General features: G+C 72.8%; 11 protein-coding genes. 8 read left to right on the top strand and 3 right to left on the bottom strand.

Translation table 11 applies throughout. From position 1 onward, the window contains the following. Positions 1 to 101: 101 nt before the first annotated feature. Together ACZ7L7_RS02880 and ACZ7L7_RS02875 are read left to right on the top strand one after the other, a co-directional pair. Positions 102 to 1,001, top strand: a complete 900-nt coding sequence (locus ACZ7L7_RS02880; protein ID WP_472074564.1) for a lysylphosphatidylglycerol synthase transmembrane domain-containing protein — start codon at positions 102 to 104, stop codon at positions 999 to 1,001. 39 nt (positions 1,002 to 1,040) lie between these two features. Further along, positions 1,041 to 1,802: a crotonase/enoyl-CoA hydratase family protein gene (locus ACZ7L7_RS02875; protein WP_471592528.1), complete on the top strand. Its 762-nt coding sequence runs from the start codon at positions 1,041 to 1,043 to the stop codon at positions 1,800 to 1,802. Between the two features lie 50 nt (positions 1,803 to 1,852). Here ACZ7L7_RS02875 and ACZ7L7_RS02870 read toward each other — a convergent pair whose 3' ends face one another. Next, complete coding sequence (locus ACZ7L7_RS02870; protein WP_472074509.1) at positions 1,853 to 6,427, bottom strand: aKG-HExxH-type peptide beta-hydroxylase; 4,575 nt, start codon at positions 6,425 to 6,427, stop codon at positions 1,853 to 1,855. Positions 6,428 to 6,477: 50 nt separating this feature from the next. Then, a complete protein-coding gene (locus ACZ7L7_RS02865) occupies positions 6,478 to 6,954 on the bottom strand; it encodes a hypothetical protein (protein WP_285515160.1) in 477 nt (158 codons plus the stop codon). Between the two features lie 308 nt (positions 6,955 to 7,262). Here ACZ7L7_RS02865 and ACZ7L7_RS02860 point away from each other — a divergent pair, with 308 nt between their 5' ends. Next, positions 7,263 to 8,363 carry a mechanosensitive ion channel family protein gene (locus tag ACZ7L7_RS02860; RefSeq protein ID WP_472074507.1) on the top strand — a complete coding sequence of 367 codons (1,101 nt, stop codon included), beginning with the start codon at positions 7,263 to 7,265 and terminating at the stop codon, positions 8,361 to 8,363. Positions 8,364 to 8,373: 10 nt separating this feature from the next. On the opposite strand, the gene ACZ7L7_RS02855 is transcribed toward ACZ7L7_RS02860, so the two are convergent. Further along, positions 8,374 to 9,912, bottom strand: coding sequence for a M1 family metallopeptidase (locus ACZ7L7_RS02855; RefSeq protein ID WP_472074505.1), 1,539 nt, complete (start codon positions 9,910 to 9,912; stop codon positions 8,374 to 8,376). A gap of 277 nt (positions 9,913 to 10,189) precedes the next feature. Here ACZ7L7_RS02855 and ACZ7L7_RS02850 point away from each other — a divergent pair, with 277 nt between their 5' ends. The 5 genes from ACZ7L7_RS02850 (at position 10,190) to ACZ7L7_RS02830 (ending at position 15,499) form a co-directional block, all read left to right on the top strand. Beyond that, a complete protein-coding gene (locus ACZ7L7_RS02850) occupies positions 10,190 to 12,409 on the top strand; it encodes an NADP-dependent isocitrate dehydrogenase (RefSeq protein ID WP_285515157.1) in 2,220 nt (739 codons plus the stop codon). 178 nt (positions 12,410 to 12,587) lie between these two features. Next, complete coding sequence (locus ACZ7L7_RS02845) at positions 12,588 to 12,950, top strand: twin-arginine translocation signal domain-containing protein (RefSeq protein WP_472074503.1); 363 nt, start codon at positions 12,588 to 12,590, stop codon at positions 12,948 to 12,950. Between the two features lie 41 nt (positions 12,951 to 12,991). Further along, entirely contained in the window at positions 12,992 to 14,101 is a 1,110-nt protein-coding gene (locus ACZ7L7_RS02840) for a hypothetical protein (RefSeq protein WP_472074501.1), read from the top strand. 40 nt (positions 14,102 to 14,141) lie between these two features. Beyond that, positions 14,142 to 14,702, top strand: a complete 561-nt coding sequence (locus ACZ7L7_RS02835) for a DinB family protein (protein WP_453601792.1) — start codon at positions 14,142 to 14,144, stop codon at positions 14,700 to 14,702. Between the two features lie 14 nt (positions 14,703 to 14,716). Continuing rightward, a complete protein-coding gene (locus ACZ7L7_RS02830; RefSeq protein WP_453601789.1) occupies positions 14,717 to 15,499 on the top strand; it encodes an N-formylglutamate amidohydrolase in 783 nt (260 codons plus the stop codon).

Below are 15,499 nucleotides of genomic sequence, written 5' to 3'. Positions count from 1 at the left end.
GAGAACCTAGGACCTCAAGCTCCCTTGAGGTCAATGCTCCGCAAGGGATCACTCGCAGGAAGTGGCGGGCCTCGCGTCTGCCGGTCCGTCAGATCCTGTGCCTGCTGCCGCTGCTGCTGGTCGCGGTGGTGGCGGTGCGGCACCGTGCCGTGCTGGCCGAGGGGTTCGCGCATCTGGCCACCGCCCAGTGGCCCTGGCTGCTGGCCGCGGGTGCCGCGACCTGCGCGACCTGGGTGGCCGCCGCTGTCAGCCGGCAGGGTGCCGTGCCGGAACGGCTGCCCTTCGGCCGGCTGCTGGCCACGCAGTTCGCGGCGAGCGCCGCCAACCATCTGCTGCCGACGGGGGTCGGCGCGAGCGCGGTGAACCTACGGTTCATGACGGTGCGCGGCCTGCCGCTGTCCCGTTCCTCGGCGGCCCTGGCGCTCTACATGCTGGCCGGGGCGGTGGCCCGGGGCGTGCTGCTGGGCGCGCTGCTGCTCGCCTTCCCCGACGCCCTGCGCCTGGGCGGCCTGCTGCCCGAGGGGGCGGTGGGCCCGCTCGTGCTGACCGCGGCGCTGGTGCTCCCGCTGGCGGTGGGCGGCCTGGCCCTGGTCCGCCGGGTACGCACCACCGTGGCCTCCTTCCTGCGGACGGCGCTCGGCGAGGCCCGCGCGGTGCACGGCCGCCCGTCGCGGGTGCTCGCCCTGTGGGGCGGTTCGTTCGGCTTCGCGGCCTGCCAGGTGGCCGGGCTGGTCGCGGTGGGGCAGGCGCTGGGCCTGGGCGTCCCGCCCCTGCACGTGGCGGTGGCCTACTTCGCCGCCACGGCCGCGGCCGCCCCGATCCCCGCCCCCGGGGGACTCGGCTCGGTCGAGGCGGCGCTGATCGTGGCGCTGGTGGCGGCGGGCGGTGCGGCGCCGGTGGCGACGGCGGTGGTGCTGGCGTACCGGCTCATCACGATCTGGCTGCCGCTGCTGCCCGGGGCCCTGACGCTGGGGGTGCTGGTGCGGAGGAAGGTGATCTGAGGAACACTCCCCTGGTCGTCAACGAGAGGGGAACCCACCATGCCGGTGCGCGTCGAACGTCAGGGAGCCGTCACCACGGTGGTCCTGTCCCGCCCCGAGTCCCGCAACGCCGTCGACGGGCCGACCGCCGCCGAACTGGCGGACGCCTTCCGGGACTTCGAGGCGGACGAGGCGGCCCGGGTGGCGGTGCTGTGGGGCGAGGGCGGCACGTTCTGCGCGGGCGCGGACCTGAAGGCGCTGGGCACCGACCGCGCCAACCGGGTCACCGAGGACGGCGACGGCCCGATGGGCCCGACCCGGATGCGGCTGTCGAAGCCGGTGATCGCGGCGGTGGCCGGCCACGCCGTGGCGGGCGGCCTGGAACTGGCCCTGTGGTGCGACCTGCGGGTGGTCGAGGAGGACGCCGTCCTCGGCGTCTTCTGCCGCCGCTGGGGCGTCCCCCTGATCGACGGCGGCACGGTACGCCTGCCCCGCCTGATCGGCACCGGCCGCGCGATGGACCTGATCCTCACCGGCCGCCCGGTCCCGGCCCGGGAGGCCTACGAGATCGGCCTCGCGAACCGGGTGGTCCCCACGGGGCGGGCCCGCGCGGAGGCGGAGGCCCTGGCCGCCACGATCGCCGCCTTCCCCCAGCCCTGCCTGCGCGCCGACCGCGCCTCCGTACTCGACCAGGAGGGCCTGGGTGAGGAGGAGGCCCTGCGCTCCGAACTCCGGCACGGTTCGGCGGTGTTGGCGGAGAGCCTGGAGGGAGCGGCCCGGTTCGCGGCGGGGGCGGGGCGGCACGGGTCGTTCGAGGGGTGAGCCCTGGCCGGCTGGTCGCAGCCATCAACGAGCGGCTGTGACCAGCGCTTTCACAGGAGTCCCCGGACGGCCGGAGGCCGGGGATACCCGTCCGGCTCTCCCGGGACGCCGATCCAGACGGCCAGGGCTACGGGGTCCAGCCGCTCGCCGGTCACCTCGGCGACGCACAGATGCACGGCGCGGACCAGTTCGGGGCAGTGGGTGAGCGCGTCAGCGGCCACCGCCCCGGTTCTGCGCAGGGCGAGCGCGAGACGGACCCAGGGCTCGGGCTTCCCGGGCCGCGTCGCGACCTGGGCGACGGCCAGTTCGCACGCCTGGTCCGTCGAGCCCTCCAGCCGGGCCAGATCGGCGCGGTCGATCTCGGCCCCGCTGAGGTCGAGGAAGTCGGCGGCTACCGGAACCCGGCGCAGTTCCGACGTGGCCGTGGCGGCTTTGCAGAGCAACACCGGGTAGGCGTTGGAGGGGTGGGCCGAGGGGTCGGGTCGAAGTGCGGCGGAGCCGCTGACGGGTGGGGCCTTGGAGGCGCCGGAGGACCATGCGTCGGCCAGGGCCTGGACCGTGGACGGGTCGGGGACGAGGTGCCGAAGGCGCCAGCGGACACGGTGGGCCACGACCCCCTCCAAGGCGAGCGTGAGGATGTCCTCCGGGATGTCCTCGTGGTCGTTCCAGGTCACCGTGGTGCCGTCCATCAGCGCGGCGAAGTACCGGCCGGTGTCGGTCAGCCGCGGCGACAGGCACAGCGTCCGGTAGGCGTCCAGGGCCTGGGCACGCCAGTACACGAGCTGGAACTGGGCGCGCCGCAGGCGCGTGCCCCGCTCGATCAGGGTGAGCCGCCGCCAGAAGTCGACCACGCCGAAGAAGGCGAAGACCCCGTGGAGGAGGCCGGGCAGGGGGCGCGGGTCGTCCCGCCAGGGCGCGTAGAACAGCTCGTCGCCCGGCGGTTCGTTCTCCTCGTGCAGTGCGACGGCGTTGAGCAGCGCGTGCAGCTTCATGTGCTGGAACTCGTGGATCAGGGTGGCCGCGAGTTCCGTGCTGTCGGGCGGAGCGCTGGCGACGATCCCGCCGAACGCGTCGCCGGACGACGAGGAGTTCACCACGCCGCCCGGTGCCGCCGGCCGTGGGGTCACCGCGGTGAGCGCCGCCGCCAGAGCCCCGGCGCGCCGACTGTCGACCTGGGCCAGCAGGGCGCCCGCCGCGCGTGCCGTCATTGCCCACGACAGCGCCTCGGAGGCATCCAGCGGCAGCGAGTGGCGGGGGCCGTCCGCGTCGCGGTGCTGGTCGATGTCGTCGAGGACGAAGTCGAAGCTGTCGGAGCCGACCGCGGTGCTCACCCGGTGCGCCGGGCGCCACAGCCGGTGCGTCGCGGCGCTCGGCCGCGTGACGTGCACGTTGTCGCCTCCGCGTCGGACCAGCGTGAGCCCGCTGTCCCTGACCTCGACCCGCACGGTGCGCAGTCGCGTCTCCCGCAGGTCGAAGGCTCCGACCGTGGGCAGCAGCGCGAATCCGTCGCGCACCGGGAGCGAGAGGGCGAACGACACCCCGGCCCGGCAGGCCGCTGCCGCCGCCACGCCGTGGAGGTGCGCCAACTCGTCGAGAAGGGCGTCGGACAGCGCCTCGGCCGGGGCGTACAGCGCACGCAGGGTCCGGCTCGTCCAGCGGCTCACCGACGGGTGCAGCAGCACGGTCGAGACGGCTTCGGGGTCCTCACGCGCGGCCCGGAGCAAGAGCTCCCGGACCCCGGGGACGGAGGGGAGCCGGTCCATCCGGTCCGCCATGACGGACTCGGCGAGCTCCAGCAGGTCACGGAGCGCCAGCAGCCGGATTCCGCCCTCCTGGGCCCGCAGCCGCTCGATCAGGACGCGGTCCTCGTCCCCTGTGGCCAGGGCACGGACGGCATCGCCGTTCAGCGCGGCGGGCCTGGGCACGGCCGCGGGCTCGGTAGAGGGCCGGTACGTGCTCTTGGGTACCGGCGTGGACTTCCCGCGGGAGGACCACGACGGCGCCCCCGAGGAGACACCGCCGCCTCCCCCGGCGGACCCGAAGTCGGAGACGGTCCGGTCCGACCGGACGAACCGGTCCAGGGCGCGGACCACGGCCGGGGACCGCGCCTCGGGGGCGTACCGCCGCGACAGCAGTGCCTCCTCCAGCGTGAGTCCGGTCAGATCCAGGACGTCCGCGGCCGGGGCGTCCGCGGGCGGCGCGGGGCCGGTGACGCCGGGCGGGCGCGCACCGCCGTCGGCGAGTTCGGCGCGGACGAGGGCGAGGTTGCCCGCGCAGACGACGACGGTGGGGTGGTGCTCGCCGAGCCTGCGGCGCCCCGTCCCACAGGCGGCCGCGAAGTGCTCGACGGCCAGGTCGGGGCGGCCCAGAAGGTGCCATACCGTGGCCAGTTCGTGCCGGGCGGCGATGGTGTCCGGATGGTCCTCGCCCAGTTGCCGCTCCGCGCTGCGCCAGACCTCCGTCAACTCCTCGCGGGCTCGTTCCAGCAGGTGCGGGTCCCCTTCGTGATCGCGCAGGACGCGGGCCCGTTCGTGCCGGGCGATCAGCACGTCGGGGTGCTCGGCGCCCAGGACGTCCAGGTGTTCCTGGACAACTTCGTCGGCCACGACCCCGGCTTCCCGGGTCCGTCCCGCGTCGCGCAGGACCCTGGTGAGAGCGAGCCCTGCGGCCAGGGTGTCGGAGGCCGCCTCCTGGCCCAGCGCGCGGGTGAGTCGGCGCACGTCCCGCAGTTCGTTGACCGCCTCCTCGAACCGCCCCTGGTGGTGGGCGATCCGTGCGAGGTCGGAGCGGATGCGCAGGATGCCCCGCTTGCCTCCGGCCGGGGTGCGCAGCCGCAGGGCGAGCGCCAGCCTCAGCTCGTCCTCCGCGAGGGCGTACCGCCCCAGCGCCAGGAGAGTGCGCGCCCGGCCGGTGTGGAACGACGAGCGCAGCGGATCGTCCTCGGACAGCGCGCGTTCGGCCCGGTCGATCAGGAGCCGGTACAGCTCGTCCGATTCGGCCAGGTCGCCGGTGTCCCGCAGCGCCCAGGCCAGGTCCAGCCGGGCGGCGAGAGTGGCGCGGTGCTCCTCGCCGAGCAGGCGGGCCCGGGTCAGGGTGACCGCCGCCAGCTCTGCCACGGCCTCCCGGTGCAGGCCCGCGTTGCGCTGGTACCGGGCGGTGCGGACGGCGGGCTCGGTGGCCGCCGCGACCAGGTCCGGGGGCGGTTCGAGGCTGCCCTCGAACACGGTCAGCAGGACATGTGCTGCCGGACCGTGCGGGGCAAGGGCACGCCAGCGCGCCCAGTGCGGCGGGCGGTTGTCCCACAGCGGGCGCATGGCCCGTTCCAGGAGCGCGGTGACCAGTTCGAGCAGCGGCCGGGCGCGCTCCCGGAAGTCCTCGTGGGCGCGGCTGGCGGCCCGGACCATCGGGTGGATGGTGAGTCGGCGGGTAAGGCTCCGGTCAGCGGTGCCGGTGTGCTCGATCGCGATCAGCCTCAGTCCGTCCAGGCCCTCCAGTGCTTCGCGCAGCCGCCGCGCGGTGAGCCCGTCGAACATCGGGTCACGGGCCAGGAGTTCCACGTCGAGGAGGTCGCGGTACGGCACGGCGGCCGGGCCGAACGCGGACAGCAGGCGCAGCAGCGGCCGGGCGAAGACGTTGCCCTGCCGGTGCAGCGCGTCCAGGGAGAGTTCCCATGTGGTCAGGAGCGCGCGGCGGGTCCGTTCGGTCGCGCCGAGGTCGGCGTCCGGGTCGAACGCCACGTCGGCCAACTGCCCGTCGAGGCTGTCGCGGTAGGTGTCGAAGGTGTCGGGCATCGACTCCTCGGGCCAGAGGTCTTCGCACGCGCGGGCCAGATAGGAGCCCGCCAGGTCGAGCGCGAGCGGCAGCCCGCCCAGGTGCTCCGCGAGTCGCCGTGCCTCGGTCTCCGTCCCGGCTCCCGGCGCCAGGTCGAGCAGGACGCGGGCACCGTCCTCACCGGACAGCGGCTCGACGCCCACCATGTGCACCCAGTCGCCCCACCGCGCGGCCCGGGTCTCACGGCTGGTGACCAGCACCGTACCGACCGTCCGCTCGGGTGGTCGCAACCAGCCCCTCCCACTGGCGGGATGGGTCTCGTCGGCGGCCAGCAGGGCGGGGTCGTCGACGTTGTCCAGGATCAGCAGCCAGGGCCTGCCCCAGGCGTTGAGCCGCTGCCACAGCACGTACGAGGGATCGGCGCCCTCGACGAAGTCGCCGGGGGTCGCGCCCGCGGCGAAGGCCACCGCGCGCAGGCCGGCCCGGCAGCCGTCGCGGTCGGCGCCCGAGACCCACCACACATGCCGGTAGGCGCCGCCGAGCCGGTGCGCCATTTCCAGGGCGACGCTCGTCTTGCCCGTTCCGCCCATCCCCGCCAGCAGCCACACCCCGGGGACTTCGGCGTCGCCCCGGGAACGCCGCGTCAGCGCACCGGTGAGGGTGTCCACCAGTGCGTTACGGCCTCGTAGCCGCCCCTGGGGGACCCTGCGCTGGGGCACGGCCAGTGACTCGGCGGGGGGCGGGGCCGCCGCGGACCCCGAGGGCGCGTAACCGGGCTGCGCGCCGACATACGTCACATGGACGTCGCGCATGACACCGGCGGAGACACCGCCCCCGACCGCGTACGCGGTCACGCTGTCCGGACCGTCGACGGCCGGGAGTGGGCTTGGCTCAGCCGGTCCGTTCAGCCCTGGGCCGGACCGGGCGGGGACGGGGGGCCCATCTGCACCCCGCCGTTGATCACCCCGGCGGCGACGGACCCGTCCTCCGCCGTGAAGTGCACGTCATGCCCGGCGGCCACCCCGCCAGGGGCCGAGGGCGCCGTGCCCGGCGGCGCGTGCACCGCGAGCAGGGAGGACAACTCACGTGCGGCGAGCTCCCGTTCGGCCTCGGTCATGCTCTCCAGGGCCAGGGTGAACCGGGCCTGCCAGATGCCCTGCTGAAGGTGGCGGACTCGTTCGAGTTCGACTTCCTCGCCCGCCAGGAGGGCGGCGGCGGTCTCGTTGAGGCGCTCCATCTCGCGCTCCTCGATCCGCGCGTCGCCTCGGCCGAGCCAGTGCGCGACGGCCCGCCGAAACCCCTGCCAGGCATCCGTCCCGGCCGCCGCGACCACCGCACCGCCACCGGCCGATGCCAACGCCAGCAATGCCTCGCCCAGCATCAGGTCCTCCCCCGCGCCGCGTACGTTGCCAAAACCGTACCGGCGCACGGCCGTTCACGGCAGCCGTGTCACGCAACGCGCGGGGCGCGCAAAGGGGCACGGCCTCTGCGGCCATGCGCCCCCCATCCGCTTCCGCACGGCCGCCCGCCCGGCACGAACTACTGTGCGGAGTACGGCAGGATGAGCCGTCGTGCCCGTCGGTGGGCGACGGTACAGTCGGGAATTCGAGCAGGGGAAAACGTGACGAATCTTCACATCCGGTCGACAGCGGGGTATTTCGCCGCCGCTTCCGCTCCCGGAGGTGACCGGTGAATCGGGATCTCACCATGGACGACTGGGTCGTCGCCGGGATCGCGGTGGCCGCGGGTCTGCTGGCCGCGTTTCTGCTCCGGTTGCTGCTGCGCTGGCTCGGCAAGCACGCCGAGAACACCCGCTGGAGCGGCGACGATCTGATCGTGGACGTGCTGCGCAGCGTGCTGCCGTGGTCGGCCGTGCTGGGCGGTGCCGCCGCCGCGGGTGCCGCGCTGCCGCTGACGAGGACGGTTCAGCACCATGTGAACCAGTCGCTGACGGTGCTGCTGATCTTCCTGGTGACGTTGGCCTCGGCACGGGGCATCGCCGGGGTGATGCGCTCGGTGACGCAGTCCCGGCCCGGGGTCGCGGGGTCGGCCACGATCTTCGTCAACATCACCCGGATCCTGGTCCTCGCGATCGGGTTCCTGGTGGTGCTGCAGACCCTGGGTATCTCCATCGCGCCGCTGCTCACCGCCCTCGGTGTCGGTGGTCTGGCGGTCGCGCTGGCGCTCCAGGACACGCTCGCCAACCTCTTCGCGGGCATCCACATCCTCGCCTCCAAGACCGTCCAGCCCGGTGACTACATCCGGCTGAGCAGTGGCGAGGAGGGCTACGTCGAGGACATCAACTGGCGCCAGACGACGGTGCGCAACCTGTCCAACAACCTGGTCGTGATCCCCAACGGGCAGCTCGCGAAGACGAACATGACCAACTTCATGCGCCCCGAGCAGGAGTTGACGATCCTGCTCCAGGTCGGCGTCGCCTACGACAGCGACCTGGACCAGGTCGAGCGGGTGACCAACGAGGTCATCCGGGAGGTGATGAGCGAGGTCGAGGGCGCGCTGCCGGGCCACGAGCCGATCATCCGCTTCCACACCTTCGGCGACTCCCGGATCGGCTTCACGGTGATCCTCGGCGTCGGCGAGTTCAGCGACCAGTACCGGATCAAGCACGAGTTCATCAAGCGGCTGCACCGCCGCTACCGCCAGGAGGGCATCCGGATCCCGGCGCCCACCCGGACGGTGGCGATCCAGCAGGGCTCGCTCTCCATTCCGCAGCAGCGCGTCGCCGAGGACGAGCCGGGCGAGGTCGTCTCCCCCGCCCGGCTCGACTGACACCGACGTCTCAGAGCGTCGCCGAGTTGTCGTGGTGGCCGCTCCGCCGGTTGCGCGGGGCGGCCGACGCCGACGGGCTCACCGGGGTGACCGTCCAGTCCGGGTGGCCGGGCATCCGGGGCGTCTTCGTCCCGTACAGCCACTCGCGCAGGAAGCCGGAGAGGTCCTGGCCGGACACTTCGGAGGCGACGTTTATGTAGTCCCCCGTCGAGGCGGTGGAATCGCGGTACCGCTCCAGGAAGGCCCGCTCCAGGGCGGTGAACGCCTCCTCGCCGACCTGCTGCCGCAGCGCGTACAGGACCAGGACGCCACCGAGGTAGCGCTGGCTGTCGAAGAGGTTGACGGCGTTCGGCGCCGCCACCGGCCCGGAGGACTTGCGCCACTGGTCGCCAAGCGCGTACGTGTGCTTCATCCGCGCCTCCAGCGTGGTCATGCCGAGCGAGTCGGGCCAGCCGCGCTCGTAGCGGTACAGCAGCCCGTAGAAGTCGGCGTGGCCCTCGTTCAGCCACAGGTCGGCCCAGCTCGCCGGGGAGACGCTGTTGCCGAAGTAGGAGTGGACCAGCTCGTGCATCATGTGCGAGCCGATCTTCGACTCCTGCTGGAGGAGGTAGTTCGGCCGGTAGATGGTCAGCGTCTGGGTCTCCAGGCCGGTGAAGCCGAACGGCTCCGGTTCGTCGGAGTTGCACGGCAGCAGACCGTACGTCTCGAACGGGTAGGCCCCCAGGCGCTGTTCGACCCACTCGACCAGCGCCGGGGTGAGTGCGAGCGCGGGTTCCAGCGCGGCGGCCCGCGCGGTGGGCACCACGTCCCTGAGCGGCAGTCCGTGCGGGCCCTGCCGGTCCTTGACGACGTAGTCGCCGACGGTGATCTGCACCAGCTCGGTGGCGAGCGGCGAGCGGGAGCGGTAGGTGTACGCGGTACGGCCACCGGCGAGCTCCTCGGTGCGCACGAGCGTCCCGGTCGCCACGCCGCGCAGACCGGACGGGACGGTGAGCCGGAAGGTGAAGTCGGCCTTGTCCACCGGGTGGTCGTTGCAGGGGAAGACCGTGTGCGCGGAGTCGGGCTGGCAGGCCACCGCGAACCCGTCCGGGGTGGCGACCCAGCCGGTGTGCGCGAGGCTGCGGCGCGGGTCGGCGGCGTACTCCACGCAGACCGTGACCCGGGCCTTCGCCGGCAGGGTCCCGGCCGGGGTGATCCGCAGCTTCTCCGCCACCTGCTCGAAGGCGGCGCGCCGCCCGCCGACCCGGACGGAGCGCACGTCCAGGCCGAGGGCGTCCAGGGAGAACCGGCTGAGCGCCTGGGTCGTGCGGATGCGCAGGGTCGCGGTGGCGTCGACCAGCTTCGTCGTGTCGTCGTAGGCGAAATCGAGGTGGTACGACGACACGCGGTAGCCGTCGTTGCCGAGGGCGGGGTAGACGGGGTCGCCGAGGGTCTCGGGGCCCGGGGTGCCGCCCTTCCCCTTGGCGGCGTGGGCGGTGGGGGCCACCGCCAGGACGGCGGCGGTGCCGATCAGGGCGGCCGGGGCTGTCACTCTGGTGCGGTTTCTCATGGTCTGCTTTCGCTCGAACGGCCGGGTGGTCAGGTCCGGCCTCACCTCGGATGAGTGATCCACCTGCATGACCACCGAATCACCACCGGAGGTTGCACTTCCGACCGGAACCCGTCTCCCGCGGATCCGGAACCCGCCGCCCGTCCGCCCCGCGCGTCCGGATCTCGCCCTTCGCGCCCGCCGCCCGCCCCCCGCGGTGCGGACCCCTGTCGAGTCGGGGGCGATCACGAGATATCTTGATGTCGAGCAATGTTGCAGACGTGGAGCGGAGCACCCGGTGACTGACTCGACCATCATCTATACGCACACTGACGAGGCCCCGGCCCTGGCGACGTATTCCTTCCTGCCGGTGGTCCAGGCGTACGCCTCGCAGGCGGGTGTCGCCGTGGAGACGCGGGACATCTCGCTGGCCGGCCGCATCATCGCGGTGTTCCCGGAGTACCTGACCGAGGACCAGCGCATCCCGGACGCCCTCGCCGAGCTGGGTGAGCTGGCCAAGACGCCCGCCGCCAACATCGTCAAGCTGCCGAACATCTCGGCGTCCATCCCGCAGCTCAAGGCCGCCATCGCCGAGCTGCAGGCCCAGGGCTACGCGCTGCCGAACTACCCGGACGACCCGAAGACCGACGAGGAGCGGGAGATCCAGGCCCGCTACGACAAGGTCAAGGGCTCCGCCGTGAACCCGGTCCTGCGCGAGGGCAACTCCGACCGCCGCGCCCCCGCCTCGGTCAAGAACTACGCCAAGACCCACCCGCACCGCATGGGCGCCTGGACCCCCGAGTCCAAGACGAACGTGGCGACGATGGGCACCGACGACTTCTGCACCACCGAGAAGTCCACCGTGATCTCCGAGGCCGGTTCGCTCCGCATCGAGCTCCAGGGCGACGACGGCTCCACCACCGTGCTGCGCGAGTCGGTCCCGGTCCTCGAAGGTGAGGTCGTCGACGCCTCCGTGATGCGCGTCGCCGCGCTGCGCGAGTTCCTGACCGCGCAGATCGCCGAGGCCAAGGCCCAGGGCGTGCTGTTCTCGGTGCACCTGAAGGCCACCATGATGAAGGTCTCCGACCCGATCATCTTCGGCCACGTCGTACGCGCCTTCTTCCCGAAGACCTTCGCCAAGTACGGCGAGGTCCTGGCCGGCGCCGGCCTGTCCCCGAACGACGGTCTGGGCGTCATCTTCAAGGGCCTGGACGCCCTGCCCGAGGGCGCCGAGATCAAGGCGTCCTTCGACGCCGAGCTGGCCGAGGGCCCGGCCCTGGCGATGGTCGACTCCGACAAGGGCATCACCAACCTGCACGTGCCGTCCGACGTGATCGTCGACGCCTCGATGCCGGCCATGATCCGCACCTCCGGCCACATGTGGGGCCCGGACGGCCAGGAGGCCGACACCCTCGCGGTGCTGCCGGACTCCTCCTACGCCGGTGTCTACCAGGCCGTCATCGACGACTGCCGGGCCAACGGCGCCTACGACCCGTCCACCATGGGCTCGGTCCCGAACGTCGGCCTGATGGCGCAGAAGGCCGAGGAGTACGGCTCCCACGACAAGACCTTCGAGATCCCGGTCTCCGGCACCGTCCGCCTCGTCGACAACAACGGCGTGGCCGTCCTGGAGCAGCCCGTCGCCGCCGGTGACATCTTCCGCGCCTGCCAGACCAAGGACGCGCCGATCAAGGACTGGGTGAAGCTCGCCGTCACCCGCGCCCGCGCCACCGGCGACCCGGCCGTGTTCTGGCTGGACGAGAACCGCGCCCACGACGCCCAGCTCATCGCCAAGGTCAAGCAGTACCTGCCGGAGCACGACACCGAGGGCCTGGACATCCGCATCCTGTCCCCCGTCGAGGCCACCAAGCTGTCGGTGGAGCGCATCCGCCGCGGCGAGAACACCATCTCCGTCACCGGCAACGTGCTGCGCGACTACCTGACCGACCTCTTCCCGATCCTGGAGCTGGGCACCAGCGCCAAGATGCTGTCGGTCGTCCCGCTGATGGCGGGCGGCGGCCTCTTCGAGACGGGCGCCGGCGGCTCCGCCCCGAAGCACGTCCAGCAGCTGCTGAAGGAGAACTACCTGCGCTGGGACTCCCTCGGTGAGTTCTTCGCGCTGGTGCCGTCCCTGGAGCAGTACGCGAAGACCACCGGCAACGCCCGCGCCCAGGTCCTCGCCGACACCCTCGACCGCGCCACGGCGACCTTCCTCAACGAGGACAAGTCCCCGACCCGTCGCGTCGGCGGCATCGACAACCGCGGCAGCCACTTCTACCTGTCCCTGTACTGGGCGCAGGAGCTGGCGGCGCAGACCGACGACGCGGACCTGTCGAAGGCGTTCGCGCCGCTCGCCGAGACCCTCGCGGCCAACGAGCAGAAGATCGTCGAGGAGCTGCTCGCGGTCCAGGGCTCCCCGGCCGACATCGGCGGCTACTACCAGCCGGACCCGGCGAAGGCCTCGGCCGTCATGCGCCCGTCCGCGACCTGGAACGAGGCGCTGGCGTCCCTGAGCTGACACCTTGGGCACAACCGGAAGGCACAACCGGAAGGCCGGTCCCGAAAGGGGCCGGCCTTCCGGCGTTCTCCCAGGTGAACCGGATGATCTGGTTCCGCCCTGCGCGTCCTTCGATCATGCTTACGATCACTGCCGCGGCCCCGGGAGACACCCGCGCGGCACGCACAGGAGGGGAACCATGTCCAGCATTTCGCGACGCTCCCTGCTCGGTTACTCCGGTACGACGGCGGCGGGCGCGGTGCTCGGCAGCACGGCGGGGGCGACGCCCGCGCAGGCGGCGGAGGCGGAGGACGAGGGGGCGCAGGCGACCGAGTTCGACCCCCAGACGTTCTTCAAGGGCCGGACCTGGAAGCCCGGCGCGGACCCCTCCGGTACGACCATGGAGGTCGAGATCGAGTTCCGGGTCCGGACCACCGAGGCGCCGGCGGCCCACGAGGTCAGCCCCACCGAGGTGGCCGAGGCTCTCAACGAGCTGGCCCAGTCCAAGGGCTGGCCGCCCATCACCTTCTACGGCACCCCCAAGCCGGCCCCGCTGAACTGACCCCGCACCCCGTTGTCAGTGCCCTCCCGTACATTCGGCCCATGTCGATCAACGCACACCTGCGCGACTCGGTCCGGCTGCCGGGAGGGCGCGCCCTGGTCAACGGGTTCGGGCTGGAGAACCGGGGAGGAGCAGGCCCCCGCGCCCTCCTGCGCAACGGGCACGAGTTGGAGGCCTACGACCTGTACGAGGTCTTCGCCGGGGACTCCGCCCCGCTCGCCGTGTTCCCCCTGCCCTGGCCTGGGTGGGAGCACGGCGTGCACTCCGTGAGCCCGGACGGCCGGTTCGCGGTGTTCTCCGGGCAGCGCGCGGTACGGGCCGTGGGCGTCGGCGGCGAGACGCTGTGGGAGTACCGGCACGGCTGCTGGGGCCCGGAGATCGGCCACCCCCACTCGGGCGACGAGCAGCAGGTGTGCCGCGGGTTCGAGAGCGGCTCGTGCCGCGTGTCCGACGACGGCAGGCTCGTCTGGGCCCATGTCGTACGGGAGCCGGACGCGGGAGCGTGGCAGGAGTGCTGGGTCGTCCTGGACGCCCGGGACGGGCGGGAGCTGGCGCGGCTGCCGCTGGAGAGCGTCGCCTCCGGTTCGCACCAGCTCTCCCACCCGGACGGCACGCACATGGGCCTGTGCGTCGGCATGGGGCAGGACGGCATCCTGGTCCACTGGGCCCGCTGGGACGGCGAGCAGCTGACGAGCTGGGACAACGAGGGGTCCACGGACCGCATCCTCACCGACGTCCACCCGAAGCATCCGGGGTTCCTGACGGTCGAGCACAACGGCGCCGACCTGCGCCTGCACGCCCTGGACGGCACCGTGCTCGCCGAGCGCGAACCGGAGCCGGTCGAGGACGACAGGGACGACGGGGACGACGGGGACGACGGGGACGACGGGGACGACGGGGAAACCCCTTGCTGGGACTACTTCTGCGGATTCGTCGACGCCGACACCGTGATCGCCTCGACCCTCGGCTCCGACGAGGACACCGACCGCGCCCGCCACTGGCTGCTGGACGCCCCCACCCTGGAGATACGCGGGTCCGTCTCGTACCCCGACGGTCCCGTGGACAGCTGTGTGACGGCGCTCGGCGACGGCACCTGGCTCACGTACGACGACCGCGCCGAGACGCTCCACCGCTGGGAGGTGCGCGATTAATCGTTTGCACCGGGCCCCCGCGCTCACCATGGTGAGGCCCATGACTGACGTACCCGAGCGGTGGACCCGGGCGACCGTGTACCCGGACATGTGGGCGGACCCCGACCAGGACCCCCGCGACAACGACGGGCCGGGCCCGGAGGGCGAGTTGGAGACCCTGCGCAGCGTGCTGCGGGACTTCCGGCTCACCCTGGAGATGAAGTGCCAGGGCCTGACCCCGGAGCAGTTGGCGCGCCGGTCGGTGCCGCCGTCCACGATGTCCCTGCTCGGCCTCGTCCGCCATCTCGCGGAGGTGGAGCGGGACTGGCGCAACTGGATCACGCCCGGAGAGCCGGAGCCCAAGCTGTACGGCGCCCGGGACGCCGACTTCGACGGGGCGGTGGGGGAACAGGCGCTGGTCGACGGCGCGTTCGCCGACCTGGCCCGTGAACAGGCCGAGACCGACGCGGCGTTCGCGCGGTACCCGGACCCGGCGGCCCGCGTGGGCGAGGATGGCAACTCCGTGCGCGAGCTGTGGGTGCACCGCGTCGAGGAGTACGCCCGTCACTGCGGCCACGCCGACCTGCTGCGCGAGTGCGTCGACGGCCGGGTCGGACAGTAGGAGACAAGGAGCCCATGAACTTCGAGCTGTCCCCCGGGGACGAGCACTCCCCCGTGATCCTCCACGTCCCGCACTCCTCCCGGGAGATCCCCGCCGACGTACGGCCCGGCATCGTGCTGGACGACGCGGCGCTCGCCCGGGAGCTGGACCACATCACCGACTCCCACACCGCGCTGCTCGCCGCGGAGGCCGCCGAGCGGTGCGGGCTGCGGCCGTGGGTGTTCACCAACCGGCTGTCCCGGCTGGTCGTCGACCCCGAGCGGTTCCCGGACGAGCGGGAGGAGATGCTCGCCGTCGGCATGGGCGCCGTCTACACCCGCACCACGCACAAGGATCCGCTGCGGGCCGAGGACACCGACCCGGAGCCACTGCTGGCGCGCTACTTCCGGCCGTACGCCGAGGCGATGACGGACACCGTCGCCGGGCGGCTGGCGGCGACCGGGCGGGCCGTGGTCGTCGATGTGCACTCGTACCCGAGCGATCCGTTGCCCTACGAGCTGCACGGGGACGGGCCCCGGCCCGCCGTCTGTCTGGGCACCGACTCCTTCCACACCCCGCCGGGCCTGCTCGCGGCGGCCCGGGAGGCGTTCGGGGAGTGCGGGGAGGTCGGCCTGGACAGCCCGTTCAGCGGAACGTACGTGCCACTGGAGTTCTACGGCGCCGACCCGCGGGTGAGCGCCCTGATGGTGGAGATCCGGCGGGACATCTACATGACCGAGCCCGGCGGCCCCGCCGGACCCGGACTCCTGCGGCTGGCGACCGCTCTCGCCCGGCTGGTGGACGCGCTGCCCGGGTGA

The sequence above is a fragment of the Streptomyces sp. NPDC110618 genome, assembly GCF_055657065.1.
The sequence above is the reverse complement of the archived record's forward strand: the minus strand, read 5'-3'. Positions and strand labels throughout refer to the sequence as shown.